The 26,849-nt window shown below is 34.0% G+C and carries 28 protein-coding genes; 17 read left to right on the top strand and 11 right to left on the bottom strand.

The genetic code is table 11. From position 1 onward, the window contains the following. Positions 1–81 precede the first annotated feature (81 nt). A complete protein-coding gene (locus KORDIASMS9_RS13250) occupies positions 82–1,632 on the top strand; it encodes a TlpA disulfide reductase family protein (protein ID WP_114903294.1) in 1,551 nt (516 codons plus the stop codon). A gap of 67 nt (positions 1,633–1,699) precedes the next feature. Further along, positions 1,700–2,398: a lysoplasmalogenase gene (locus tag KORDIASMS9_RS13245; RefSeq protein WP_114903293.1), complete on the top strand. Its 699-nt coding sequence runs from the start codon at positions 1,700–1,702 to the stop codon at positions 2,396–2,398. Here KORDIASMS9_RS13245 and KORDIASMS9_RS13240 read toward each other — a convergent pair. Then, positions 2,390–3,682, bottom strand: a complete 1,293-nt coding sequence (locus KORDIASMS9_RS13240) for an NAD(P)/FAD-dependent oxidoreductase (protein ID WP_114903292.1) — start codon at positions 3,680–3,682, stop codon at positions 2,390–2,392. The genes KORDIASMS9_RS13245 and KORDIASMS9_RS13240 overlap by 9 nt on opposite strands. 108 nt (positions 3,683–3,790) lie before the next feature. On the opposite strand from KORDIASMS9_RS13240, the gene KORDIASMS9_RS13235 reads away from it, so the two are divergent. The 3 genes from KORDIASMS9_RS13235 to KORDIASMS9_RS13225 all read left to right on the top strand — a co-directional run bounded on the left by KORDIASMS9_RS13235 (position 3,791) and on the right by KORDIASMS9_RS13225 (position 5,201). Beyond that, entirely contained in the window at positions 3,791–4,285 is a 495-nt protein-coding gene (locus KORDIASMS9_RS13235) for an RNA polymerase sigma factor (RefSeq protein ID WP_114905246.1), read from the top strand. A gap of 4 nt (positions 4,286–4,289) precedes the next feature. Continuing rightward, positions 4,290–4,916: a hypothetical protein gene (locus KORDIASMS9_RS13230; protein WP_114903291.1), complete on the top strand. Its 627-nt coding sequence runs from the start codon at positions 4,290–4,292 to the stop codon at positions 4,914–4,916. Between the two features lie 72 nt (positions 4,917–4,988). Further along, a complete protein-coding gene (locus KORDIASMS9_RS13225) occupies positions 4,989–5,201 on the top strand; it encodes a hypothetical protein (protein WP_114903290.1) in 213 nt (70 codons plus the stop codon). 85 nt (positions 5,202–5,286) lie between these two features. On the opposite strand, the gene KORDIASMS9_RS13220 is transcribed toward KORDIASMS9_RS13225, so the two are convergent. Continuing rightward, positions 5,287–6,090, bottom strand: coding sequence for a 1-acyl-sn-glycerol-3-phosphate acyltransferase (locus KORDIASMS9_RS13220; RefSeq protein WP_114903289.1), 804 nt, complete (start codon positions 6,088–6,090; stop codon positions 5,287–5,289). A 39-nt stretch (positions 6,091–6,129) separates the two neighbouring features. After that, the gene (locus tag KORDIASMS9_RS13215; RefSeq protein ID WP_114903288.1) at positions 6,130–6,777 is read right to left on the bottom strand and encodes a CoA pyrophosphatase; all 648 of its coding nucleotides are present in this window, start codon (positions 6,775–6,777) and stop codon (positions 6,130–6,132) included. Between the two features lie 2 nt (positions 6,778–6,779). On the opposite strand from KORDIASMS9_RS13215, the gene KORDIASMS9_RS13210 reads away from it, so the two are divergent. Both KORDIASMS9_RS13210 and KORDIASMS9_RS13205 read left to right on the top strand, forming a co-directional pair. Then, positions 6,780–7,490 carry a peptidylprolyl isomerase gene (locus KORDIASMS9_RS13210; RefSeq protein WP_114903287.1) on the top strand — a complete coding sequence of 237 codons (711 nt, stop codon included), beginning with the start codon at positions 6,780–6,782 and terminating at the stop codon, positions 7,488–7,490. An 84-nt stretch (positions 7,491–7,574) separates the two neighbouring features. Further along, positions 7,575–8,780, top strand: coding sequence for an outer membrane beta-barrel protein (locus tag KORDIASMS9_RS13205; RefSeq protein WP_114903286.1), 1,206 nt, complete (start codon positions 7,575–7,577; stop codon positions 8,778–8,780). A 160-nt stretch (positions 8,781–8,940) separates the two neighbouring features. Here the strand turns inward: KORDIASMS9_RS13205 and KORDIASMS9_RS13200 are convergent, their stop codons facing one another. Continuing rightward, positions 8,941–9,546: a trimeric intracellular cation channel family protein gene (locus tag KORDIASMS9_RS13200; protein ID WP_114903285.1), complete on the bottom strand. Its 606-nt coding sequence runs from the start codon at positions 9,544–9,546 to the stop codon at positions 8,941–8,943. Further along, positions 9,546–10,286, bottom strand: coding sequence for an RDD family protein (locus tag KORDIASMS9_RS13195; RefSeq protein WP_114903284.1), 741 nt, complete (start codon positions 10,284–10,286; stop codon positions 9,546–9,548). Before KORDIASMS9_RS13195 ends, KORDIASMS9_RS13200 begins: the two co-directional genes overlap by 1 nt. A gap of 24 nt (positions 10,287–10,310) precedes the next feature. Here KORDIASMS9_RS13195 and KORDIASMS9_RS13190 point away from each other — a divergent pair, with 24 nt between their 5' ends. Genes KORDIASMS9_RS13190 through KORDIASMS9_RS13165 form a run of 6 tightly spaced genes read left to right on the top strand, consistent with a single transcriptional unit; the run spans position 10,311 to position 16,628 of the window. Continuing rightward, complete coding sequence (locus tag KORDIASMS9_RS13190) at positions 10,311–11,288, top strand: stage II sporulation protein M (RefSeq protein ID WP_114903283.1); 978 nt, start codon at positions 10,311–10,313, stop codon at positions 11,286–11,288. Further along, positions 11,272–12,219, top strand: a complete 948-nt coding sequence (locus KORDIASMS9_RS13185) for a hypothetical protein (RefSeq protein WP_114903282.1) — start codon at positions 11,272–11,274, stop codon at positions 12,217–12,219. The genes KORDIASMS9_RS13190 and KORDIASMS9_RS13185 overlap by 17 nt, the downstream gene beginning before the upstream one ends. A gap of 5 nt (positions 12,220–12,224) precedes the next feature. Continuing rightward, positions 12,225–12,992, top strand: a complete 768-nt coding sequence (locus KORDIASMS9_RS13180) for a DUF4129 domain-containing protein (RefSeq protein ID WP_162819945.1) — start codon at positions 12,225–12,227, stop codon at positions 12,990–12,992. Next, on the top strand, positions 12,989–14,212 hold the full coding sequence (locus KORDIASMS9_RS13175; RefSeq protein ID WP_114903280.1) for a DUF4350 domain-containing protein: 1,224 nt from the start codon (positions 12,989–12,991) through the stop codon (positions 14,210–14,212). Before KORDIASMS9_RS13180 ends, KORDIASMS9_RS13175 begins: the two co-directional genes overlap by 4 nt. Positions 14,213–14,242: 30 nt before the next feature. Continuing rightward, a complete protein-coding gene (locus KORDIASMS9_RS13170) occupies positions 14,243–15,262 on the top strand; it encodes a MoxR family ATPase (protein WP_114903279.1) in 1,020 nt (339 codons plus the stop codon). 31 nt (positions 15,263–15,293) lie between these two features. After that, positions 15,294–16,628: a DUF58 domain-containing protein gene (locus KORDIASMS9_RS13165; RefSeq protein WP_205318075.1), complete on the top strand. Its 1,335-nt coding sequence runs from the start codon at positions 15,294–15,296 to the stop codon at positions 16,626–16,628. 124 nt (positions 16,629–16,752) lie between these two features. Here KORDIASMS9_RS13165 and KORDIASMS9_RS13160 read toward each other — a convergent pair whose 3' ends face one another. The 3 genes from KORDIASMS9_RS13160 to KORDIASMS9_RS13150 form a co-directional block, all read right to left on the bottom strand. Continuing rightward, positions 16,753–18,255, bottom strand: coding sequence for an Eco57I restriction-modification methylase domain-containing protein (locus KORDIASMS9_RS13160; protein ID WP_114903278.1), 1,503 nt, complete (start codon positions 18,253–18,255; stop codon positions 16,753–16,755). Positions 18,256–18,259: 4 nt separating this feature from the next. Beyond that, the gene (locus KORDIASMS9_RS13155) at positions 18,260–19,174 is read right to left on the bottom strand and encodes a hypothetical protein (RefSeq protein ID WP_114903277.1); all 915 of its coding nucleotides are present in this window, start codon (positions 19,172–19,174) and stop codon (positions 18,260–18,262) included. A 627-nt stretch (positions 19,175–19,801) separates the two neighbouring features. Further along, positions 19,802–21,673 carry a hypothetical protein gene (locus tag KORDIASMS9_RS13150; RefSeq protein WP_114903276.1) on the bottom strand — a complete coding sequence of 624 codons (1,872 nt, stop codon included), beginning with the start codon at positions 21,671–21,673 and terminating at the stop codon, positions 19,802–19,804. Positions 21,674–21,935: 262 nt separating this feature from the next. On the opposite strand from KORDIASMS9_RS13150, the gene KORDIASMS9_RS13140 reads away from it, so the two are divergent. Together KORDIASMS9_RS13140 and KORDIASMS9_RS13135 are read left to right on the top strand one after the other, a co-directional pair. Beyond that, positions 21,936–22,361 carry a DUF2141 domain-containing protein gene (locus KORDIASMS9_RS13140; protein ID WP_114903274.1) on the top strand — a complete coding sequence of 142 codons (426 nt, stop codon included), beginning with the start codon at positions 21,936–21,938 and terminating at the stop codon, positions 22,359–22,361. Between the two features lie 316 nt (positions 22,362–22,677). Beyond that, on the top strand, positions 22,678–23,616 hold the full coding sequence (locus tag KORDIASMS9_RS13135; RefSeq protein ID WP_114903273.1) for a hydrogen peroxide-inducible genes activator: 939 nt from the start codon (positions 22,678–22,680) through the stop codon (positions 23,614–23,616). 68 nt (positions 23,617–23,684) lie between these two features. Here KORDIASMS9_RS13135 and KORDIASMS9_RS13130 read toward each other — a convergent pair whose 3' ends face one another. The 3 genes from KORDIASMS9_RS13130 to KORDIASMS9_RS13120 all read right to left on the bottom strand — a co-directional run bounded on the left by KORDIASMS9_RS13130 (position 23,685) and on the right by KORDIASMS9_RS13120 (position 25,398). Then, entirely contained in the window at positions 23,685–23,882 is a 198-nt protein-coding gene (locus tag KORDIASMS9_RS13130) for a hypothetical protein (RefSeq protein WP_114903272.1), read from the bottom strand. Between the two features lie 166 nt (positions 23,883–24,048). Continuing rightward, on the bottom strand, positions 24,049–24,849 hold the full coding sequence (locus KORDIASMS9_RS13125) for a TIGR00266 family protein (protein WP_114903271.1): 801 nt from the start codon (positions 24,847–24,849) through the stop codon (positions 24,049–24,051). An 81-nt stretch (positions 24,850–24,930) separates the two neighbouring features. Beyond that, positions 24,931–25,398 carry a DUF4442 domain-containing protein gene (locus KORDIASMS9_RS13120; RefSeq protein ID WP_114903270.1) on the bottom strand — a complete coding sequence of 156 codons (468 nt, stop codon included), beginning with the start codon at positions 25,396–25,398 and terminating at the stop codon, positions 24,931–24,933. 619 nt (positions 25,399–26,017) lie between these two features. On the opposite strand from KORDIASMS9_RS13120, the gene KORDIASMS9_RS23330 reads away from it, so the two are divergent. Together KORDIASMS9_RS23330 and KORDIASMS9_RS13115 are read left to right on the top strand one after the other, a co-directional pair. Further along, a complete protein-coding gene (locus KORDIASMS9_RS23330; RefSeq protein ID WP_162819944.1) occupies positions 26,018–26,176 on the top strand; it encodes a hypothetical protein in 159 nt (52 codons plus the stop codon). 31 nt (positions 26,177–26,207) lie between these two features. After that, complete coding sequence (locus KORDIASMS9_RS13115) at positions 26,208–26,840, top strand: hypothetical protein (RefSeq protein ID WP_114903269.1); 633 nt, start codon at positions 26,208–26,210, stop codon at positions 26,838–26,840. Positions 26,841–26,849 lie beyond the last annotated feature (9 nt).

The raw sequence follows: 26,849 nt of genomic DNA, 5'->3' as shown, positions 1-26,849 counted from the left end.
AAAGGCGGTTTTGAGAAAAACCGCCTTTCACTTTCTACCATTTGTATTCTGTTTAAAATTCTTTTTTTATTTTTATACCTTATGACTAAATTTAGTATTGTCACACTTTTATGTGTATTATGTTTTTCGTGTGCTTCTGATACGAAAACTGAAAAAAATGCTCCAGCGGCATTTATTGTAGAAAATATTAGCGAAGAAAAAACGGTTAAAAATACAGCTCCTGTTACTTTTATTATTTCGAATACTATGCGAAACGAGTTTGTTTCTGTGTATCGAAATTTGAACTTTGATACGTTTTCAGAAGATAAACACGTATTTTCTGAAAAGCCCGCTGATACTATTCAATTGGCAGTCAATGAAAGAGAACTTGTATATATAAGCTCAAAATTCTCTGCGAAAGATACATTGCACGTAAAAAACGGAGATACTATTTATCTTAATTTGAAGGATAAACAACTAAAAATTGACCGAAAACAACCTCTTACACTTCCCGAATATACACTTCGAAATGACGAAATTGATTCTTTGACAAAAACATTTTATTATATTGATTATAAGGCGCCTTTTAATTTACAATCAGACAAATACCAAAAGATGAATCCGATTTTCCCATTGCGTATCGACCGAAAAAATTTTAAGATGAAATCTAAGGAATTGGTTCATTTGTCAAACCGTTTGGTAGACCGTTTGACGCTTTTGAATACAAAATATGATTCTTTGCGCAACATTCATCCCGAAAAAACTGCTTATTACAATCTTTTAAAAGATGAATTGAATTATGCTGCTTTTTTTGAGTTGAATCGTTTTTATTCGTATTCAAAAAATGAAGCTGTGAAAGATATCATTGCTTCTGATGTCTTTTTTAACGACCGTACTATTACAGAAACGATATTGTATAAAAAACTGAACACGTATATTGAAAAAGTGATTCTGAAAAATAAAAGAATCAAGCAAAAATTTAAACGAAAAGTAGATTACAAAACTGCTTTTGATTCGCTTCCTAATTATATTAAAAATAAAGAATTATTGGCGTTGGGAAAGATTGTTTGTATTTATAATGATGCGCGACAAAATGCTTCAAAAGCCACATTGAATACCTACATAGAGAATTTTTCAAGCGAGTTTCCCGATGAAAAATATGAGAGCTATCTTCAAAAAATTCAGGAAGATTACGGATTGTCTAAAAGTATCACTTCGCTAGATGCGGCTACTGTGTATTTGACTGATACGAAAGAAACTTCAACACAATTAGATACATTTCTGCAACAGCATAAAGGAAAGCTTGTATATGTTGATTTTTGGGCGAGTTGGTGTGCGCCGTGCCGTGCCGTAATGCCCGATTCTAAAGCATTGGCAAAAGAATACGCTGGTAAAGAAGTGGTATTTTCGTATGTTTCTATTGATAGGAATAAAGCACAATGGAAAAAAGCCGTTATTGATGAGAATTTAAACCATACAAAATCAAATTTTTTAGCGACAAATTACACCACAGCTACTTTCTTCAAAGAATTGAAAATTAATACAATACCTAGATACCTTCTGTTTGATACCAATGGAAAATTGATTCATGAAAATGCTCCAGGTCCAGACAGTGCTGAAATTAGAAAACTATTAAATCAACATCTTAATTAACTAATTTCCTACAAGTGTGTCGCTTTTTTATTAAATTGTCTAGCTTTTTTGAGAAGGCGCTGATTTTATGAAATTTTTTAAAGCTTTTATAGTACTATTCTTATTAAACCTTTCTTTAGACATTTTTTTTAACAATGCTGAAGGATTATCTCAATGCAGAATTGTTACGAAACCTTTGATTACGATTTTGCTGGGAGTTTTTTTCTACTTGAATAGTAGCGAGATCAAATTTCAAAAACGGTTGATCATTCTGGGTGCGCTAACTGCCTTGTGTATTGGTGATATTTTCTTGCTGGAAACTATGCCATTTTATTCTTTTATGACGGGACTTTCCTTGTTTTTGGGTTCTATTCTACTCTACTCCTTGTATTTTTACAAACAAACGCTTTATAACATTGACCGATTGATTCCATTTTTAGCAGTTTCTTTGCTAATTTCTTTGGCCTTGTTTTACTTTATGTTTGAGAAACTAAATAATCTACTCATTCCAGTAATGATTTATATGGCAACCGTTTTAAACTTTTTAAAGCTTGCTTATTTACGCTATAAAAATGTGAATTTAAAAAGCTATCGCTTGGTTTTTATAGGCGTTTCATGTTTCACTGTAGCACAAATTATTATTGGATTGAATCAGTTTTGTGAAGCCGTCCCGTACAAAGATATTTATATCATGCTATTTTATGGAACTTCTCAACTGCTAATTATTCTTGGCATTTTAATGATGAAAAATCATATTACAAATAAAGAAGACCGTTTTTTAGTGTAATGACGATCGTTTTCGATTTTTATACGGTCGGATGATTAAGCGTGCTTCACGATCGAAGCGAATGTAATTGTATACCCAATTGATAAACACAACCATTCGGTTTCGGAAACCAATCAGAAAGAATAAGTGTACAAACATCCACACAAACCAAGCAAAAACGCCTTGAAATTTAAACTTTGGTAAATCGACCACAGCTTTGTTTCTTCCCACAGTTGCCATAGAACCTTTGTCAAAATAGTGAAAAGGCTTCATTTCTTTCCCTTTGGTGCGTCTTACGAAGTTTTTTCCTAAGTGTTTCCCTTGTTGAATGGCTGGTTGTGCCATCATTGGATGTCCGTACGGATAGTCATCGCTTTGCATCGCTGCAATGTCTCCCAATGCATACACATTGTCAAATCCTTTGACTTGATTGAATTCGTTCACTAATATACGATTGCCTCTCGTAATGAGTTCTTCTCCATCCACACCAGGAATGGTTGCTCCTTTTACACCAGCAGACCAAATAACCGTTGCCGCTTTAAAATTGACAGTATTGTTGGTTGTTACCCAGTCGCCATCATAATTGGTGACACGTAAATTTTTCCAAACATCTACACCAAGTCCTTGCAAATAATCTTCAGCCTTTTCGGAAGCTTGTTCGCTCATTGCAGGTAAAATACGATCCGAGCTTTGCACTAAATTAATTTTCATCTGACGAATGTCTAAATCGGGATAATCTTTTGGAAGAATTCCTTTTTTGATTTCCGCCAAAGCGCCTGCCAATTCTACGCCTGTTGGACCTGCACCTACGATGACAAAATTCATCAATCCGTTGCGTTCCTCTAAATCGGAAGTTAGAATCGCTTGTTCAAAATTTTCAAGAATCAAACTGCGGAGATTCAACGATTGTGGAATCGTTTTCATCACCATGCTATTTTTCTCAATGTCACTATTGCCAAAAAAGTTCGTGGTAGAACCTGTTGCAATGACCAAATGATCATAACTCAGGTCGCCAATATCTGTGGTTATGCAATTATTTTCAGTATCAATGGCTTCCACATTTCCCATTCGAAAATAGAAATTAGGATAATCTTTGATAATTTTCCGAATTGGATATGCGATGGAATCGGGTTCCAATCCGCCCGTAGACACTTGATAGAGTAAAGGTTGAAATGTGTGGTAATTATGCTTGTCAATCAATACGGCTTGCATTTCCTGTTTGCCCAATTGTTTTGCCAGCGAAATTCCTGCAAATCCGCCACCAATAATGACGACTCTTTCGTAACTTGTTCTTGGTATGTTCATAAAAAAAGTTCCTTTACACGACAAAAATACAGGTTTCTAATTTTTTTTCGGAAAATATGTAACATATTTGTGATTGAAAACACTTATAGTCAAATTAACCATCAAAAATTGAGCAACAACCTCGAACATAATTTTGTTACCGAATTAGAACGCCATCAGAATATCGTTCATAAAGTATGTCGTATTTATACCTCAAATAAAGATCAGCACAACGATCTTTTTCAAGAAATTACGATACAATTATGGAAAGCATATCCGAAATTTAGAGGCGATTCTAAGTTTAGTACTTGGATGTATCGTGTCGCACTAAACACTGCGATTACACTGTACAGAAAGTCTAAACGTAGGGTAAAAACACAAGATTATGAAAGTGTCATTTTTAAAATTTCCTCCGAGGATTATGATGATACAGAAGAAGAACAGCTAAAACTAATGTATAAAGCAATTAAGCAATTATCAGATATTGAGAAAGCATTGATTTTTTTATACCTAGAAGATAAAAATTATAAAGAAATAGCCCAAACAATTGGTATTACGGAAGTGAATGCACGTGTGAAGATGAACCGAATTAAGACCAAATTGAGAAAGATTTTAAATCCATAACAACATGGAAGAATTAGATTTATTAAAAAAAGATTGGAAAAAGCAAGAGGCGCAACAGCCGAAGCTATCCTACAAAGATATTGACAATATGATGTTGAAGAAATCCTCTTCACTTGTAAAGTGGGTTTTTTATGTCAGTTTGTTAGAACTTAGCTTCGGAATTGCCATTGTGCTTCTCGCCTTGTTAATACAGCCCGATTTATTGAACGACTCCAGTATGCCTTCATGGCTCAATTGGTTCTTCTACGCTTCTTCTGCGGTTGTATTTTATTTTATTTACAAGTTTTTCATTAACTATAAAAAGATCTCTACTACGAGTTCTATTAAAGATTTGATGCAAAATATTATTGTCACACGCCGAACCGTAAAACATTACGTCATGTACAGTTTGAGCGTAATTGCTTTTACCGTATGTATTGCTATCCCTACAGGATTTATTGAAGGAAAAGGTGGCATGGAAGATTTTACAGCAGAAGCAACACTTTCTGAGTACTTAATGCTTGCTATTGGAACAATTGTAGCGGCGTGCTTGGTTGTCGCATTATTTTACGGAGTATATTATTTACTGTACGGACTTCTTACCAAAAAACTTAAAAAGAACTATAAAGAATTGAAACAGTTAAAACCATAAACTAGTACACCATTTAAACATTAAAATCAATCATATACCATGAAAAATTTCTTTCTTTTAATCGCTGCTATAATGTTCACTGTCTCAGTAAGCGCACATGAACAAACGAAAAGTTTTCAACAACAATTTGGAACATCATTAGTTCAACCTACAACGGCACATTCGTCCATGTATACTATAAATAATGGTGGAATTATTCGATTTATATACAATATTTTTTATAAAGTCGGACAAGCCTTTTCTGAAGGAGAAGCTACTTCTGATGATTCAGATTCTGATAAATAATTAATGAAACTATATATAATTAAAAAAACCTGTCTAAATGCTTTTACACTTTTAGACAGGTTTTTATGTATATAATTTCAAGAAATTAATATTCCCATTTACGCTTTTCATTGAGTTTCTCCATTGCTTCAATTTCTTCTTGTGGAATTACTTTTAAGAATGATGGATGTTGCTCAATGGCATATTCTATTTTTTCTATAATTTCAGAAACACTTTCGTTATCATAATCAATTTCTAACGGTTCTTTGATTTCCATAGATTGCAATATTCCTTTCTTTTTGATACGCAATCCTTTTCGATCAAAAGAACGTCTAAAACCATCAATTACAATTGGAACAACAGTGGGTTTGTACCGTTTTATAATATGTGCGGTTCCTTTCCGAATAGGTTTCCAAGGTCTCGTAGTACCTTGTGGAAACGTAATTACCCAACCATCGTCTAATGCGATTCCGATATTTGAAATATCGCTCATTTTTACTTGTCGGTTGACATCTTCTCCATTGGCACGCCATGTACGTTCAATACTTACAGAGCCTGCATATGCTAATATTTTTGGTAGGAATCCAGATTTCATAGTTTCCTTGGCGGCTACATAATACAAATTCAGCTTCGGATTCCACAAATAGCCTACATTTTTAATATTATCATCACGCCCTTTTAAGCTCGCATTAAATACATGAAACATCGCCACTACATCCGCAAAATATGTTTGATGATTGGAAACAAACAATACATTATTTTCTGGCAAGGATCGTAAAATTTCTGAACCCTCAATTTTTAATTCATTAAAACCGCGATAACGTTTATGCGTCATTGTTCCTGCAATTCTAATCAACCATTTTTTTAAAAAGAGTATATGTCCGAAAGGATTTCTTTTGAATAATCCCATGTATGTTTAATTTTTAAGCGAATTACAAAGTTACAAAAACTAATTTGAAATGGCTTCAGAAATGATGTCTTTAACTTCACTTAACATCATAGCTGTTGCTCCCCAAACCACGTGTTTGTTCAAATAAAATGCAGGAACTTGTATTTTTTTCATGTAAGAAGTTGTCAGCTCTTTTTCAATTACTGCACGCTCAGAAAGAAAATCTGAAAGTGGAACTTCCAAGATATCTTCTACTTCGGAAGGTTGTGGGATAAACGTGGGTGTTTCTTGAACAATCCCAATAAATGGCTGAACGATAAAGTTACTTGGTGGAATGTAAGTCGCAGTAATTTTCCGAACAATTTCTATAGAGTGTACATGCACGCCAACTTCTTCTTCTGTTTCACGCAAAGCGGTGGCTTCATAATCAATATCTTCCGGTTCTGCTTTTCCGCCAGGAAACCCAACTTGATTAGAATGCACGCCATTATAGGTTTTCCGTAGAATTAATACAAAATTGGTTTCTCTGTGTGCATTTGGATAAAATAAAGCCATTACCGCAGACTTACGAGCGTTTTGCATACGAACTTTCATCGCTTGCAACTCTTTTTCACGCATAGATGGCGCCATTTTCAATTGAGAAGCTGTGCCTGGAAGCGGGATTTTTGCTATTTTTGGAAGGATTTTTGTAAAATTATCAAAATTCATCTATGAAAAAGATTTGCTTTGTATTGATTGTGTTGTGCGTTTTATGTAGTTGCGAAGATACTAAAACTTCTACACCTGATTTGAAAGAATCAAAAAAAACTGAAACGACAAAAACACCCGAAAAACCTGTCGAAAAGCCAAAAAAGAAGCCAAAAAAAGAAATCATGATTACCAGCGACAATGTGTTGGATTACATGATTGAATATGGCAAAAAAAATCCTGAAAAGAAAGTTAGAATTATTACAGATTTTGGAAATATTGATTTAGAATTGTACGAAGAAACTCCGTATCACCGCGCTAACTTTATCATGCTTGCCAAACGTAATTATTTTGAAGGTACTCAGTTTCATCGCGTGGTAAAAAACTTTGTAATTCAAGGTGGAAACTCCGACGGTTGGAGCATTGCAAAAAAGCGTCAAAAAATTGGTAAATATTTGCTTCCGCCTGATACAAAAAAAGGATTCCGACATGACAGAGGTGTAATTTCTATGCCAAGCGGCGATATTGATCGCGCCTACAAATTTGCTTCTCCTTATGAGTTTTTTATCGTTCAGAAAAAAGGTGGCACACATCACTTAAATGGCGAATATACTGCCTTTGGAAAAGTAATTGCAGGCATGGATGTGGTGGACGAAATTGCCAATCAACCCACAGACAAAGGCGAATGGCCACAACAAAATATCATGATTCGTGGCGTGAAAGTATTAGATTGATTCTACATTAGGTACGCTTATAAACTTTTTTATCTTATTGTACGAGAAATTAGTAGCTTTGCAAGAAATTAACATAAAACTTATATGAAAAATTACGCAAGTGCATTACTTGTTTTCTTGATGACTACCTCAGGGGTTTTTGCACAAATCAACTTTGAAAAAGGCTATTTTGTTACTGAAAATGGTCAAAAAACCAATTGTTACATTAAAAATGAAGGTTGGATAAACAATCCTTCAAAATTTGAATACCGACTTACGCCAAATGGCAAGACGAAAGTATTGCGAACTACCAACCTAAAAACAATAGAAATTACGGGGGCTTTCAAATTAGAAAAACATACCGTTCCTTTTGATGATTCTGAAAGAGATCTCAAAGAATTAAAGTTTGAACGAAGTCCTGATTACAAAGATACCACCTTGATGCTAAACGTATTACTAGAAGGAAAAGCAACGTTATATTCGTACAGAGATGAAGATAAAAGAGCTTTTTATTATTCAAAAGACGGTGGAGACATTCAGGTATTGGTGTACAATGTATACACAAATGAAGATCGTAAAATTTTGTATAACAATCGCTATCAACAGCAATTACTAACCGAATTACCTTGTACGGGAATTACTGAAAAAAGATTGGTGCGAGTTGCGTATCATGCGAGTGATTTAAGATCGTTATTTAAAGATTATAACGAATGTAAAGGTGTAGAAAGTAAAGAATTTAAAAAACCAAAGAAAGGAAAGTTTCATTTGAAAGTATTTGCTGGAGCCTATAACAGTACCAGTGTATCCGATTTGGGTATATCTGCATTTTTTGCAGGAGGTGTTGAAACTGATGCAGCTTGGGCACCTACTTTTGGTGTAGAATTCGAATATGTATTGCCTTTTAATAGAAATAAGTGGGCGGCGTTTATAGCTCCTAATTACAGCGCATATGAAGGTGAAGGTAATTTCTTAGATTTGGCTATTAGAAGAAACTATAAACTTGAATACAGTGCTATTCAAATTCCTGTTGGAGCTCGTCATTACATGTTTTTAAACGATGATTCCAAACTATTTTTAAGTGGTGCCGTACTTTTTGACATCATATTAGATGCAGAAGGAAGTGGAAATGTTTCTATTGAGAAAGAAAGATTTTCAGCTGGCGCAGGATTTTCCCTTGGAGTTGGTTATAGTTATGATAAATTTTCTATTGAAGCTCGCTACCTTCCAAGTAGAGACTTACTACAAGATAGTGGCGGATCAAGAATTGAATTGAATCAATTTTCTCTTACCGTAGGATATACTATTTTTTAAAGAAGAAATTAAACACAATATACATAAAGTGGTTGTCTAAAAAGTAAAGATTTCGTCAAACCGAACTTGATTCGGTTTCCCATAACAGTTGAAAATCAACACGATGAGACTCTGAATCAAACTTAGAATGACGTTTCAAAACACTTTTCAGACAGCCACTTTATTTTTGATAAATAGATGGCAACTGCACTTTAAATTTTACCGCAATCAAACGAATGGAAATCACTATCAATGCTGTAAAAATATAGATTAGGTCTTCTTCCAAATGAACGTATTGTAACACAAAAAAGGTAATTCCGCCCAAAATACAAGGTGTTGCATAGATTTCTTTTCGAAAAATCACTGGAATTTCGTTACATAAAATATCGCGAATAACGCCACCAAAACTTGCGCTTATCGTTCCCAAAGCGATGCAAATAATCGGATGCAGGTCAACGGAGATTCCTATTTCCACACCAATAATGGTGAAAACACCCAAACCAATCGTATCAAATAAAAATAGTGACTTTCGGAGTTTGTTCAATTTTTTCCGAAGTAATACCGCAAAAACACATGCCAAACCAATGGTATATACATAATTCAAATCGTTCATCCAACCTACAGGCGTTCTGCCAATAAGTACATCGCGCAACGTTCCGCCACCAATGGCCGTAACAAAAGCAATGATTAAAATCCCAAACGGATCCAAGCGTTTTTGCATAGCCACAAGTACGCCTGAAATGGCAAAGGCAAATGTTCCGATAATATCAAGTGCGTAAAATAGCATTACATGTTTTGAGTGTAGAAGTTGTAATCTTTAATCACAATGTCCAAGAAAGGTACAGTAGCTTTGTCTGACTTTGTTTCCATAACCTGCTCTACTTTGGTGCGAAGCTTCTTCAAGGTTTCATAATCTTTCCCTTTTTTGGCAATGACAAAAGTTTCTTTAATAATGCGCATATCATTGTCTGAAAGATTGATGACAGTAGGAAACTGTGGCTTGTAATCTTCTCCGAGTTCTTCAAGAATAGTATGTGAGATCAAAACTTTATTTTTCTTTGAAATAACAGCAGTTCCTGCGGTCATATCACCCAAACGCTGTCCTTTGTCACTCATAATTACCGTGATTAAAGCAATGAAACCACTCAATATGTTGAGATCGACAATTCTAAAAATCCATCGAATTAAATAATCGACGAAAGTAGCTTGATAGCCGTCTATTTTGACCACTTTTATTTTCAATATTTTTTTCCCAACGGTTTGTCCTTCCCACAAAGATTCTAACACTAACGTATAAATCAACGCAGGAAAAATCAGCACGATATAAATGGCGACTCGCGACCAATAATCCAACTCATAAAACCAATCATCAGTGCTAAACATCGCTTCAAAACACCAAACGATGACAAAGCCATACGCAATTTTGATAATCAAATCGATAATATGAGCTACAACACGTTCCCCAATAGAGGATAATGTGAAATTTATGTTCACATTTTGCGTAGTATTAATTTGTATCTCTGACATATAATGTATTATTTTAGCGTATCTATGAGAGAAGTTGCATTTATCAAGCAAAATAAGCAAAAATGGTTAAACTTTGAAAAAACCATTTATAATAATCAGTTTAAAAATCCCGATGAACTTTCATCTTTGTATATTCAGTTGATGAACGATTTATCGTACGCGCAAACGTATTACCCTAAGAGTAAAACTATTAGCTATCTAAATCAACTGGCTGCTGCAGCTTTTCAACGTATTTATAGAACCAAACGTACCAAAACAAATCGTTTTATTTCTTTTTGGAAAACGGAAGTTCCGCTCATTATGTTTGAGTATCGTCGTTATGTGTTCTATGCTTTTCTCATATTTGGCGCTTTTATAACGATTGGTGCTGTTTCTGCTGCGTATGACGATTCATTTGTACGATTGATTTTAGGAGATGGGTATGTAAATGAAACATTGGAAAACATAGAAAAAGGCGATCCCGTCGCCATTTACAAAAGCGGAAGCAACTGGGGAAGTTTTATCGGCATCACCGTCAACAATTTATATGTAGGAATGCTGTGCTTTGTTTTTGGTGTTTTTGGCGGCATCGGAACAGGCTATGTACTCATGGTCAACGGCATCATGATTGGTGCTTTTCAATACTTCTTTTACGACCAAGGTGTTTTGTGGGAAAGTGTTCGCGGTATTTGGATTCACGGTTCCATGGAAATTTTTGCCATTGGTATAGAAGGTGCTGCCGGATTGATATTAGGCGCCAGCATTTTATTCCCCAAAACTTATTCGCGAATGGCGTCTTTTAAGATGGGACTCAAAACGGGCATCAAAATACTCATTAGTACCTTTCCTTTTACTTTTATGGCTGGTTTTTTGGAAGGATTTGTCACGCGGTATTCCAATACCATGCCCAATTGGCTTTCAGTCGGAATCATTTTAGTGACCTTAGGACTCATCTCATTTTATTATTTAATTTATCCACACATTGTTCACAAAAAACTAAGAACTCATGTTCCAACTATATAAATCGAGAGATTTCTCGTTATTTTTTAAAGATACCTTTGCGTTTATAAAAATGCACGGAAAGCATTTTTTCAAAAACTATTTGATCGTAAATGGCCTATTTTTGGCGATTCTTATTGCGATGAATTACATTGCATTTTCATCCATTGCAGAAATGGACGCACAAGGATTGTTAGACGAAGCCAACCAAAGAGCACTTTTAGAGTACATTAAACGAAACTCAGACGCTTTTATTACGTACGGAATTCTGTACCTTATCGTCTCTATTATATTTGGAGTTTTGGCGTTTGCTTATGTTCCTTTCTACTTTAAATTGTATGAAAAACACAAAGGCCCAAATTTTTCTTCTAAAGAAGTTGTAAAGGAATTAATGGACAATATTGGCAAACTATTCAAATTCATTTTAGTAACCATTTTAATATCCATTCCGCTACTAATTGCTTTTTCAATTGTCGTATTTATTATGGCAATTACCATCATTGGATTTCCGTTCATCATCTTTATAATTGCATTGCTTTCACTATTCTTTCACTCTTCATTAATGGAATATTTAAAAACAGAAGACAAAGGCGTTTTTGATTGTTACGGATATAGCATTCAACTTTGTTTTGATCGGTTTTTCCATTCCATTGGTGCGGTTGGTATATTTATGTTGATAATTATCATATTTCAATATGTGATTAGCTTCATTCAAGGAACTATATTATATTTCTTGGGAGTTTCAGTGCTAGACAGTCCAACATATTTAAGTGATTTAAACAAGACATCCATTATTTTTATTGTAGCATTCTTACTTCAAATTATTGTATCACTTATCAATTATCTAAATTCAGCAATCTTGCAAATTCATGAAGCCATTGTGTATTATGGATTAAAAGAAGATCGCGAAAACATTCACACACAAGATACTATTGATACGATCGGTAGAAACTAACATTCATGCCAAAACATTTACAACATATCTTTTATACTGTTCTCCTTGCGGGAATGTTCGCTGTGTCGCTTCATACAGGAAATGCTGCTACTCCAGAAGCGATACGTATACAGCAAACGCCTGTAAAAGAAGATCAATCGTACATACAACCCAAAAAGTACGACGACGATTTTAAAGAACGGTATGAAAGTAGTGAATACGAATACAACACCGACGAAATACAAGATAGCTGGCTCTCACGTTTGATTGATTGGGTAGAAGAAACTGTACAAGATTGGTTTGATTTCGGCACGCGAAAAGAAGCCTCTGAATTTGTCCAAAGTGCCGTGAATATATTCTATGTCATTGTCATCATTTTGGTCGTCTTTTTCATTGTAAAAACGATGATGAACGGCGAAGGTCGTTGGGTTTTCGGAAAACGATCCGACCGACGTATTGTACGCTATGAAGATGTAGATACGGACATTCACGTGACCGATTTCAACGCATTGATCAAAGAAGCAACCACACAAAGTGACTTCCGCTTGGCAATTAGATACCAATACCTCAACATGTTAAAGCGATTAAGCGCTGCTGAATTGATTGCATTTGACCCAGAAAAAACAAATCTCGATTACACCTACGAAATTCAAAACGAAGGCTTGAGAGAACAATTTCAATATACATCATACCTTTACAATTATATTTGGTATGGCGAATTTGAAATTGACAAAGCACAATACGAAAAAGCTCAAGAATCATTCAATATCTTACTAAAAAATGTTGCCGCATGAGTAAACGAATGAAAATATACCTGGGCATTTTGGCAGCAATTATTATTGCCGCAGCATTTGTAGAAATCTCCAAACCTACACCCATTGATTGGCGAGAAACCTACAACGAACGACAAACCAAGCCGTTTGATGTACAAATATTTCACAAGGAATTGGCAACGATTTTGTACGACGGGAAAATTAAAAACATCTACCGAACACCGTACGAATTTTTCAACGATCAATACGATTGGAGTGCTTACGAATACAAAATTGAAGGAACGTACATGAGCATTACCAAAGATTATTTGGTAGATTTTTCATCTATCCATGAAATTCTTGACTATGCTTCCGGAGGAAACACCGTGTTTATTTCAGCGAACGACATGCCAAGTTACCTAAGCGATTCTTTAGGATTCTCCCTAGAATACGACTTTAGAGCCGCCAGCAAAGCAACGCTTTCATTTGCCAATGATCGTCTAAAAAATAGAAATAGTACACTAGAAAAAGGGGTTAAAAACATTTATTTTTCTTCCATTGATACGTTGACAACTTCTGTATTAGGCTATCAAGAATTTGAAAATGATTCCATACAAACAAAGTATGCCAATTTCATTGAAGTTCCCGTTGGCAAAGGTTCATTCCTACTGCATACACAACCGATTATGTTTACCAATCATACATTGCTAAACAAAAATCATCACCGATATTCTGAAGGAGTTTTGGCGTACATTCCCAATGAAGACGTCTTTTTCGATTCACAAAATAAAATCATCAATGCTGATGGTACGACTAACGATTCAAGATTTCGATTTATAGACTCACAACCTCCATTACGTTGGGCTTGGTATTTATCTTTGTTGTTTTTACTAATCTTTATATTGTTTAATGCGAAACGAAAACAACGCATCGTCAACATTGTAAAACCACTAGATAACACGACGCTAGATTTTACGCGAACCATTGGAAATCTATTCTATGAAACGAAAGATCATCAAAACGTAGTACATAAAAAAATTACCTATTTCTTGGAATACTTGCGCACCGAATATTTTATGGATACACAAGTACTCGATGAAAAATTTTGCAAACGCTTGCATCAAAAATCAGGGAAATCACTGGAAGAAACGGAAAGACTCGTCAAACTCATTAAAATATTACAAAACAAACTATTTTTTGATGAAAATGATGTACTCAAAATTACCGTAGCTATTGAAAATTTCCGCAAAAAAGACAATTAAATTATTAATTTACAATAAGAAACGCATTCTATGGACTTTACAGGAGAAACGAACGAACACGAAGCACAAGAAAATACTCCGTTGTCATTTACCAACCGAATTGATTTGACCGAATTACAAGAAGGAATTCTCAAAATACGACAAGAACTCTCTAAAGTAATTGTGGGACAAAAAGGCATGATTGATATGCTCATTACAGCCTTGCTCGCCAAAGGTCACGTACTCATTGAAGGTGTGCCTGGTGTGGCAAAAACGATCACGGCTAAACTATTGGCGAAATCGCTCACGGTCGATTTTGGACGTATTCAATTTACGCCCGATTTAATGCCAAGTGACATTTTAGGAACGTCTATTTTCGACATGAAAAAGTCGGAATTCGAATTTAGAAAAGGGCCTGTATTTACCAACATGCTATTGATTGACGAGATCAATCGCGCACCAGCGAAAACACAAGCTGCCCTTTTTGAAGTGATGGAAGAGCGACAAATTACCATGGATGGCACAAAATATACCTTAGAAGCGCCGTTTATGGTATTAGCGACACAAAACCCAATTGAGCAAGAAGGAACCTATCGTTTGCCAGAAGCGCAGTTGGACCGTTTCTTGTTTAAAATCAACGTGGAGTATCCGAATTTAGAAGAAGAAATCGAAATCATTGCGCGTGAACACGATTTAAAAGACACGAAAAAAGTAGATAAAATCAATGCATTTTTGAGCAGAGCACAAATTATAAAATATCAAAATTTAGTAAACGACATTATTGTAGAGCCGCATTTGTTAAAATACATTGCAGAAATCATCATCAACACGCGCAGCAATCAATTTTTGTATATGGGCGCGTCTCCAAGAGCTTCCATTGCTATTTTAAAAGCTGCCAAAGCGTATGCTGCCATTAATGGACGTGATTTCGTGACGCCAGAAGATATCAAAAATGTGTCGGTTCCTGTGTTGCAACATCGAATCATTGTGACGCCAGAGCGCGAAATGGAAGGAATGACGTCAAAGCAAATTATCAATCAAATCATACAAACTATTGAGATTCCTCGATAATTGTAGTTAAAACCACGAGCGAGTGCCAGTTATCAAAGCATTTTTTAAATCTTTATATATCCGAGAACGTTTCTTTTACATTTCTTTGGGAATTATTTTGTTGTTCATTATCAGCTTTATTTTCCCGAAGCTCTTTTATATTTCCAAACTATTATTACTCGTTTTTGCAACGTTTACCATACTGGACATTTTTATTTTATACGTAACGAAAACAGGAATTACGGGAACGCGTCAAGTGCCTGATAAGTTTTCTAATGGCGATGAAAACGATGTTTTTTTACGCTTAGAGAATTACTACACCTTCCCTATTTTTACAAAAATCATTGACGAAATTCCAGAACAATTTCAGGTGCGTAATTTTTCTATTGAAAAGAAAATAAAAGCGTCGAGTGTCATTGAATTAAAATACAAACTACGTCCTACCGAACGCGGTGAATATACCTTTGGAAGACTGAATATTTATGTGCATTCTGTATTGGGATTGATTTCACGTCGATTTTTCTTTGATGGTGAAGTCATGGTGCCCACGTATCCAGCATTTTTACAATTAAAAAAGTACGATTTGCTCGCTATTGGCAATAATTTGACGATGTACGGAATTAAAAAAATTCGTCGTATTGGACACACCATGGAGTTTGAACAAATTAAGGAATATGTGATTGGCGACGATTTGCGAACGATTAACTGGAAAGCCACCGCAAAACAGCGACACTTGATGGTGAATCAATACCAAGACGAAAAATCGCAACCTGTGTATTCCGTGATTGATAAAGGGCGCATGATGAAAATGCCATTCAACGGATTGAGTCTGCTCGATTATGCGATCAATGCCACCTTGGTGATGAGCAATGTCGTGTTAAAAAAACAGGACAAGGCAGGCATGTTTACATTTTCCAAAAGAGTTGAAAATACTGTAATTGCGGAAAAGCGCAGTTCACAAATGAACCTCATTTTGGAATCTTTGTACAATATTGACACCAATTTCTTCGAATCCGATTATGGGCGTTTGTATGCGAACATAAAACAAAACATAAAACATCGTAGTTTACTATTGTTGTACACAAATTTTGAAACCGTAGAAGCGCTCAACCGACAATTGCCGTACTTAAAAGGAATTGCCAAAAGTCACTTATTGGTCGTTATTTTCTTTAAAAACACCGAATTAGACCAGTTGATCGACAACGAAGCCACCACCATTCAAGAAGCATACGACAAAGTCATTGCCGAGAAATTCTCCTTTGAAAAACGTTTGATTGTCAACGAACTTAAAAAGTATGGAATTCATTCTATTCTCACGACTCCAGAAAATTTAACTATTGATGCTATTAATAAGTATTTGGAGATGAAGGCTCGTGGGTTGGTGTAAGCATTATAGTTTCTTGGATACTACCAAAGTTCAAAGTTTTTTTATTTACGATAGTGGACCACTTCGAATTTCATTCAGTCTTTTCCTTTAGTAATCAAGTTATTATTTAGAATTAGTTGTTATACTAAAATCCATATAGTTCAGCAATTATATTACTATTTTCAGCTTCTAGACTTACATTATAATCTCCAGAAATTTTGACTTGTTCTATAATTTGGTTAATGTTTTTCGTTATAGTTTTTTCTTGTTCAGTGCTAGGTTGAATAAACGGAATACGCTTTATATAGTTAGACGAATTATTAGTTGAGGGATTTATTGTTCTAATTAGCCTATTACAAGTTGGTGAATTGAAAAATGCTAACAAGTAATATATAAGGTTTTCTTCTTTTGGAAATATTCCAACTATTGACTGGTCGAATAGCCTATTTTCAATTATGGCACCTGTTATTGCGCTTGAACTAACCATTGGTACAGCAATGCCTCTTTTAAAATAGAAAGAAGCATTTTGATAACGAGCTTTCTTATCTTTTTTATAAAAACTTACAGAATCAATTGACCATTCCATAAACCAATTATCCGTTTTGTAATATCTTACGTTTCCGCCTTTAACAATTGGGACATATATTTTCTCATTATTTATACCATCTAAAGGTCTTATACTACAGTCGTAAGTTATTTTTTCTTTGTCAACTTCATCATACCGTTTTGAATTACGAATTTCTTTGCTAAGAACTTTTAATCTCTCCTTATCATTTCCAGAATAAAAACCTGTTACACATTCACAAATATCTCCAATACGCTTTTTTGTCTGTTTAATACAATCCGAAACATTTGGGTTTGCATTTATAAGAAAAGTATAGCCTTGATTATTTAAAACATTTTTCTGTTTAATATTTAGTTTTGTTAGATGCTTTAATTTATTGTTTCCTAGCTCTTCAACAGATTTGTAATCTTTAATGATTTCAAATTTGTTTTCTATATTTGATTTGTAATCACTAGATTTCTCTAATGCAATGATTGATAAATTTGCATATCCAAAATTTACTCCTGGAAAGTATGAGGATGGAAATAAAGCGATTTCTTTTATTTTAGTATTAGATAGTATATACTTTCTAATATCCTTGTGCATATTTAAGTTTAAGTATGTATCAGGAATAATAAAAACTAATTTTCCTCCTTCATTTAATGATTCTATACTTCGATACAGAAAAAGAGAGTAGCTTTCTTTTGCATAAAATCCGTTGAATCTTTTCTTTAAAGTTGCTCTATCAATAGGATTTCTCCATGCTCCATAGGGAGGATTTGCAATAACAGCATCATATTTACCACCTATTGAACATAAAAGCTCTAAATCTAAATCTGTTAATGTATCTGTTTGTTTAATAGATATATTTTCTAAATCTTGATATTTTGATTTTAAATTAGCGCAGGCACTTTCGTTTAACTCAAATGCATCTATTTGAATATTTTGATATTTATCCAATATAGGATCGATAAAAACTCCATCTCCTGCGCATGGTTCAAATATGGTTTCCGTTCCATTTAAGTCCAACAAATCAACCATATAAGATACAATTGACTCTGAGTTTGTATAATATGCCTGAAATATTCTTTGTTCACTAACCATAATTCTACCAAGTTAAATATTGAATTAAGTCATTCTCTTTCAAATGCTTCACAAAAGCACTGTCTAAGTCTTCTATCCAATTTATATTGTCAACAATCCATGCACTAATATCATATCCAGAATATTTATGAAGCTCTTTATAAGTGTCTGTCCCTGAGAATGCACTCCAAGTTTTTGAATTCTTTAAAGTGTCGAAATAATTATTATTTTCAGTCGCTCGTACAAAAATTAAAGGTTCGTAATCATCTTCTAAATTATGATAAATACCTGCAACTAGAAGAAGTCTGTTAACGTTCCCTTTCTCATTTGAGCCAAATCCACTTTTGAAATCTACTACATATTTTTTACCCTCAAATATAAAGTGTAAGTCTAGTTCAAGTTGAATTTCACCTGACATGACCAAACCCCAAACCTTATCATAGTATTTAGTAAGTTGTTCCTTTTGTTCTTCTAAAATATCTAGATTAGTTATATATTCTTGAACTTCGTCTGCCAATTGTTTTTTAACATCTGCAAAAAGAGGTGGAACAAATAATTTTAAGTCGTTAATTGGATATTCAAAAGTTAATTTACAAAATGGCTCCCATAATTCTCCAACCCTTCTTGAAAATGCCATGTATTCATAAGGCCAAACAGAATTTCTAACCTCTAACATGACTACAAAATTACAGTATGTAACCATTAGAACACATTCTAAAACTTCTTGATTAGACCAATTATCACTTTTCCCATTTTGTTCTACAATCTCAATTATAGTATTTCGGGCTCTACTAATTAGTGTATTAAGTTTTTTAGCTTTCTTTTTATATTCAGTATTTCCATATTCCTTATTTACTTCTGCTATAAATTCACTTGATCGATATCTAAAATACTTCAAGAGTTCTGCTTTATTTTTGGCCGTGTCTATTGTGATATTCATTAGCTCTTTTTGAATTTTTAGATATTCTATTTTCTTTTCAGTTACTTTGATTGCAAGTAAGCCTAAGTTTTCGTGTTGGAGTTCATAAACAAGTGTATCGATTAGCCAAGCTATAACTATTCCATTTTTTCATATTTATAAAAACTCGGAAAATACTTTTACTAGTTTTTTGTGGCATTCGTTTGTTTTTCTCTATTTTACTTAATAAAACTATTTGGACTCACTTAATCCACGTAATATATCTCTACACTTTTCACAAGCCTATTTTTGACTTGACAATATTTGACTAAAATAATTGTTTTTTCTGAATTAGCTTAAAAAGCTTGAATAATAAGTAACAAATATATTCCATATAAAATACATAAATAATTTACATAAAGTGTGTAAGATCACTTTATCATGACAAGTATCTCTTATCTAAAAAAACTCCGCTTTGCAACGGAGTTTGCCAACCTAAATCAATAACTAACAACAATGCACATACATAGTGTGAAAGCCTAAAAATATAATTTGATAACCTAAAAAACGTTGCTTTTATACCATCGTACTTCTATGCGCTTGTTATGTATATAGACGCTTATGACTTTAAAAAAGTTCCCAGAAAATTACTTTTTTGCTATTTTCCTGTTAAAATGCAAAATTGAAATACACATCTATCTTTTTGTCTGTAACTCCTGATGGTTTGTTAGCTTTTAATTTTTGTCGTAGACTAGTTAATCCATACGAGTATTTTACCACATTACTTTCCATGTGCCCAATATCGTACCCTTTTATCTCATCATACGGATATGAACTATTCCCCGCAGGTCTTAAATACCAATTGTTTGACCAAATAAATCCAATAGAATTGTTTGGAATGTCTTGTAAAAAGCAATTTGCTCCATCAAACCAAGAGTTTGGATAGGTGCAATTACTGCCACTGTAATAAAAATTATCACTCCAAATAAAAGCCGTTGTACCACTAGGTGGCGTTCCAATATAGCAATTCGCTCCATCAAACCATCCACCATCTGGGCATTTATTGCTCGGTTGACCTGATGCTTCTAGTGATTGATTAAAGTTGTCTATCATGTCAATAAATATAGGTGTATAATCTGCACTTGTAGGCGTTACAGGCCATTGCTGTCTATGCAAACCACGTCTAGTATTATATTCTGAACTGACGCTGGCATTTCCGTAATTTGGAAAACCAGCTTCGTTATATTCGATTTTCGCTATAAACCATTCAACACAGGTTGCCCAACTTTCGTATATTTTTTTATCTACTTGCGCGTATTGTATAAGACCTCCATTCATCAATTCTATGTGAGAAGCGTGGGCAACTTCATGGACAGTAGTCTCAAAAATTGTATTTGAGTTTTTCTGATTTCCACTACTATTATACCGCCAAATTTTAATGTTAGGAAACGCTAAGAAAGTAATAGGACTTATAAATTGCCAATTATTTCCGTAATTTACGCCTGTGCCCTGACCATTGCTGCTCACAATTCGTAAACTGTTGAACATGCCTGGTCTTTTTAAAGTTCCTATATTCTTGTAAAAGTAGCGATGCGCACCTCTATGTATGTGTGCAAAGTTGAAGGTTCTAGAACTTTTACCTATATCTAAATTCCAATCGCCTCTTCTCTTAGGTCCATTATAAATTGCCGCAAAATGTATGGTGCTTTTTTTAATGCTATATTTACTCCTTTTCCATTTAATGCTATAATTAACATCTCTTCTAAATCTTCCTGTTTGGTAATTTCCGTTCACGTCAGTTAATCCTGTTTTTATTGTAAACCATCTCCTTGCTCTAACTTTTACGCCATGTAGTGGCACCTGACTACCTGCGATATCTTCCCATACGCGTATTCTCCCTTTCGGAGTCCAACGGCTTGGTCCCCAAAACTTTTCAGTGGTTTCCTCCAAGTTTCCCGTTCTACGAAGTGCCTGATCAACTAGCGTCACAACAAATTCGGGATTGCTAGCTAATATAGAGTTTCTGTCTTCTTCTAAAATTTCTGGAATATATAATTCAGCAAGGATTTCATGTCGGATATTTGGAATCCTATAATTTACATCAACTACGGTATATTGCCATGTAGATCCATCTTCAGGTAAGGTAGGATCATGATAATAAATACCGCCTTCAATCATTTTATAATCTAGCGGATAATCATACAATTCTAATTCCTGATCGTAATTTTCTAACTCACCTTGTTGAATCGTATCTTTAGGTAGAAATCGTATGTAATAATGGCTTTTAGTAATATTTACTCCTAAGTCATAACTTGGGTTTTCTGCAATTATTTCTTGGTAAGCTTCTCGCATATTTTCAACAGTGTAGGGATTTTGCAATTGCGCTCCCAGTTCTACCATACGTTCATGTATAATGCCTGAATTTTCAACATTTTTACTTGATCCCTCAGTTTCTTCTGGAATCACTTTAAAACTATCATCTCTTGTACAAGAATAAAATAGGAGTAAAAAGCACCCCAATACATAAATAAGTTTTTTCATAATCTATTTTTTTTTGTTTTTCACAAATTAGCTTAAAGTTGAATTAATTCAATATGGTTTTCCCTTACTTTATCTATTTTTTGTGTGATGAAAAATCAAATAATACCATTTATTACAATTCATCCATCAAAAAATACAACTTGGTATCTTTTTTTGTGCACTCTTCCGTTTTCTATGCACTTTTGAATCATCAAACAACACTTCGACTCAGTTCAGTGTTACTGAATAAAAAAATAAATCATTAATCAATAAACAATTACACATGAAAAATTTACTTTTAATCGCCGTTTTCGTTACAGGACTTTTTACAGCAACCGCTCAAACTACTTCAAAAGAAGGTGCTACTATTACCGTAACTGTTGATAAACTTAAAAACAACAACGGACAAGTATTGTTTGCTTTATACACAGAAAGTACATTTATGAAAACGGATCCTGTGAAAGCAACAGCCAGCAAAATTGAAGGCAACAAAGTAAAGGTTACATTTACAGACGTTCCTAAAGGTGAATACGCAATTATTTGCATTCATGACGAAAATAACAACGGACAAATGGATTTTGACGAGAGTAGAATGCCTTTAGAAGATTATGGAACTTCAAACAATCCTATGAGCTACGGACCGCCTCAATTTGATCCAGCAAAGTTTGCTGTGGGCAAAGAAGATGTTACCTTACAAATCATCTTATAATTAGTAGTGAGTATTGAGAGTTTAGTATTGAGAAACTTTCATAGGACATTATGTATAATTATTAGAAAAGCGACATATACGATGTCGCTTTTTGCTTTTATATATGCTGAAAAAGAGCTAATCTAAAAATCACCAAGAACTATATTTCTGAGGGAATACAACATCGTATAAAGTAACGTTACCAATCATAAACTCGTGAAATTTATAACTCACAAACGGCTCATTTTTTGTTTAAGAAGATTTAATTAACATTTAACGCGATTTAGTATAAGTTTTATTGATAGTTTTTATATTTTTATCACTCAAACCTATACTAATGACAATCACGCAATTACAATATGTCTTGGCAGTCGCCGAACATCAAAATTTTACCCTAGCTGCTCAAAAATCGTTTGTCACCCAACCAACATTGAGCATGCAAATTCAAAAATTGGAAGACGAACTAGAGATTCAGATTTTTGATCGGAGCAAAAAACCCATTCAACTCACGGAAATTGGAAAGAAAATCGTAGAGCAGGCACGAAATATTGTGAATGAATCTGGAAGAATGCAAGATATTGTAGATCAGCAAAAAGGATTTATTGGCGGCGAATTTAAGTTGGGAATTATTCCGACCATTATGCCCACGTTATTGCCAATGTTTTTAAAAACGTTTATAAAAAAGTATCCGAAAGTCAATCTGAAAATAGAAGAACTTACAACTGAAACGATTATTAAAAGATTAAACGATGGACATTTAGACGCCGCCATTGCTGCAACTCCATTGGGATACGATCAAATTAAAGAACGTGTGTTATACTACGAACCTTTTGTGGGATACACGACAGAAAACCACCGTTTGTATGACAAAAAAGAACTGGAAACTAGCGATTTAGATATTGATGATATTTTATTGCTAGAAGACGGACATTGCTTTAGAGACGGCGTGATCAACTTGTGTAAAACGCCTAGAGCTATTGTGGACGATCATTTTCAACTGGAAAGTGGAAGCTTTGAAACCTTAATTAAATTATCGAATGAAGATTTGGGCATGACGCTTCTTCCCTACTTGCATACGTTAGATATTAAAGAATCGGAACGTAAATATTTACGCCATTTTGCAGAACCAAGACCTGCGAGAGAAGTAAGTTTACTATTCCACAAAAGTGAATTGAAGATGCAAATTATTGAAGCCTTGCGCGGTGTGATTATGGGCATTGTACGCGGTGCGATTGCGTTTCACAATGTGCAAATTATTAGTCCTGTACAACAATAAAAAAGAACGATATATTAGACTCGTTTAAATGAGTTCACTAAAAAAGCCGCGACGTATCGCGGCTTTTTTTATGGTTTTAAATAGATTAAACATTGATCTAATTGTGGATTTGCTGTGACGAGTGAATTGATCCATATTTTCAATTCTTCGATCTCGTGCGGTAGCAACCGTTGCAAAGCTTTTTGTAATTCTTTACAAAAAAGTGAAGGATCAAAACTTACTTTTTTAAGCACAGTCTTGGTGTAATCAAACATCGCTCTTGCCATATTTAACGAGGATTAAGGTTAAAATTTTTTAGCGTAGTTTTCGTGTATAAGCATTCAGTTTTATACTTTAAAAGTAGTAAAAAAAAGTTATGTTTACACTTCTAACTATAAACTTTAACAGAATTTAGACGAAACTTTAAGGTTTTATTAAGTCTATATAACTCCTCTAAAAGCGATTATCGCCGTCTAACAAATCGCCAATACTCCCTAAAATACTGCCTTCACCTTTGCTTCCACCACCACTTGGTAACGAAGAAATAATTCGCCCAGCCAAACGACTAAATGGTAAGGATTGAATGTACACAATTCCCGGACCTTTTAAGGTGGCAAAAAACATTCCTTCGCCGCCAAATAGTGTGTTTTTAATGCCGCCCACAAATTCTATATCATAGTCTACATCTTTTGTAAATCCTACGATACAGCCTGTATCAACACGCAATGTTTCGCCTGGTGCTAGTTGTTTTCGTGCCATCGTTCCGCCAGCATGTACAAACGCCATTCCGTCGCCTTCTAGCTTTTGCATGATGAAGCCTTCGCCTCCAAAAAATCCTCTACCCAGCTTTTTAGAAAATTCAATTCCTACGGTAACGCCTTTTGCAGCGCATAAGAATGCATCTTTCTGACATATAAATTTGCCTTGAAATTCTGTTAAATCAATTGGAATAATTTTTCCGGGATACGGAGAAGCAAAACTTACTTTTCGAACACCAAATGCTTTTTCGTTTAAAAAAGAAGTCATAAACAAACTTTCGCCTGTTAAAATTCGTTTTCCAGCGGAGAATAATTTCCCCAAAATTCCTTTTTCCTGATTGGCTCCATCGCCAAAAATAGTATTCATACTAATGCCATCGTCCATCATCATGAAACTTCCAGCTTCGGCAATTACGGCTTCTTGCGGATCAAGTTCAATTTCCACATATTGCATTTCTTCGCCATAAATGTGGTAGTCTATTTCGTGTGCTGTCATTTTTTAAGTTTTTTTACACTGAACTAAGTCGAAGTGTTGATTGAATATTTAATTAGATAGAAAAAAACAGCATTTGTTACACTATTTTTTCTTTCGGAGTTTAATTCCCCATTCGTATTCAAAATTGGAAACAGATTCGCCAGAAGCATCAAAACCTTCTGCAAATAATATTAAACTCTGCCCTTCTCCCGTTTTCACAGCTTCTTCAATAGCCGCTTTCACTTTTGCTCCATCATTACACACAAAATTGATTCTTCCGGTCGCTTTTTTGGTAAAAGTCCCTTTTTGCGAACGCACTAACATTGAAATTTTTTCGCCAGAATTTTCAATTTCCTGAATCACCAAAACACCTGTAGCCAATTCGGAAGCCATTCCTTGTGTAGCCCAATACAAGGATTTAAAAGGATTTTGATTGATCCAGCGATGCTTCACACTTACAGTAGCAGCTTCTTCGGTGATTTCTTTCAATCGCACACCAGAAAAAAATGCAGAAGGAAGTTTGAAAAGTAAGAAGGTATTGATTTTAGATGGAGTTAGTTTTTTTGCCATTAGTTGTGTTTCGCATTAAGTTTGAATCGCCAAAATACAAAATTTTAGAGGATTTTTATAAAAAGTTAATTTTTCCTTTCTTTTTTATCGAAATAAAGTTAAAAACCAAAAACACAACATAAACCACTAATTTTATAGGGGGTAAAACGAAGCGTATAATTTTAAATATCAAACAATTACATGTAAATCGCTATAAATAAAAGGTTTAGGTGTATTTAGGTTAATTTTGAAAAAAAACGAAGCGATTAATTGTATTAATTAGTGTTAATTTGATGTTCATTAATTAAACGGATAATATACATCATTAAACACTTAATGTTCATTTTTCATCAAACAACTTACAATAACTAATGTCAATAACTCAAAATTGAACTATTACTATAAAATTAAGTTTCTTCTTACGTTAATTTACTTGAAAAATAAAATAAGCTGTGCGTTTTATCGATTTTATAGTCCGCTGAATGGCTTTTATGTTAATAGTTTTTATATTAGCATTATTGAATAATATATCTCGTTAGAAAATTAGATTCCCCTCTATTTATCAACTGTTAACTAACCCATATCTATAAGTTTTTTATAGTACCTTTAAGTATTATAAATCTAAAATAAACTTATAGATATGAGAAATTTATTATTATTAGTAGCAGCAACATTATTAGTATTGACATCAGTAACATCTTGTACACCAACAAGTATAGCTGAAGAAACTGAAAATTATGACACAACATTCGCTATTGACAAAGAAGAAGTGGAAGATCCAGGAGATCGCGGGAACTAGGATAGTTATAATATTTGTAATATTCATAGCAGTGATATCTATAATTGGTATCACTGCTCCTTACAGTCACATGTTTTATGACAAAAAAGCTCCAGAATTAATTCAACTAGAGAAATCTTATGATGATGGGATAATCAATAAAGATGAATATTCTGCTCAAAAGGCTATTTTAAAAGAAAAATACAGTTTCGTTGGTTTTACTAACGTTAGAAGGTTTTTGTATGCAATTGGACTTCCTGTGGCACTATTTGTTTCCTCTCTTCTTATTCTTCTATCCACATTCATTAAACATAGACTTATCATATATGCAATTAGATGCATGAGTATACCATTTGTTATTACTGGTGCTTATTTTATAACGTGGACACTTTGGGATCGTCAAGACTTCCCCGAAAGTATATATTATACGACTATTACACTACTATCCATTGTTATCACTGCCATTCTATACTACATTTTCAAAATTATATCTAAAGATTTCAATAAGTTAGAAACCTTAAGACAACAGTTGAACCCTTTAAAGCGAAATATTGATTTTGTTAGCGATTTAGCTGATATTATTCCTGAAACATCTGAAACTGTCTCTTATAAAGCAATGACATCTGTTACAAGCGAAGATTTAAAGGAAAATTTAGGTAAGATAGAGGAAACTCTGAATGACTGATGATACAAT

It is taken from the genome of Kordia sp. SMS9, from assembly GCF_003352465.1.
In the GTDB taxonomy this organism is placed as follows: domain Bacteria; phylum Bacteroidota; class Bacteroidia; order Flavobacteriales; family Flavobacteriaceae; genus Kordia.
Note: the sequence above shows the minus strand (reverse complement) of the source record. Positions and strands in the feature narration are given on the sequence as shown.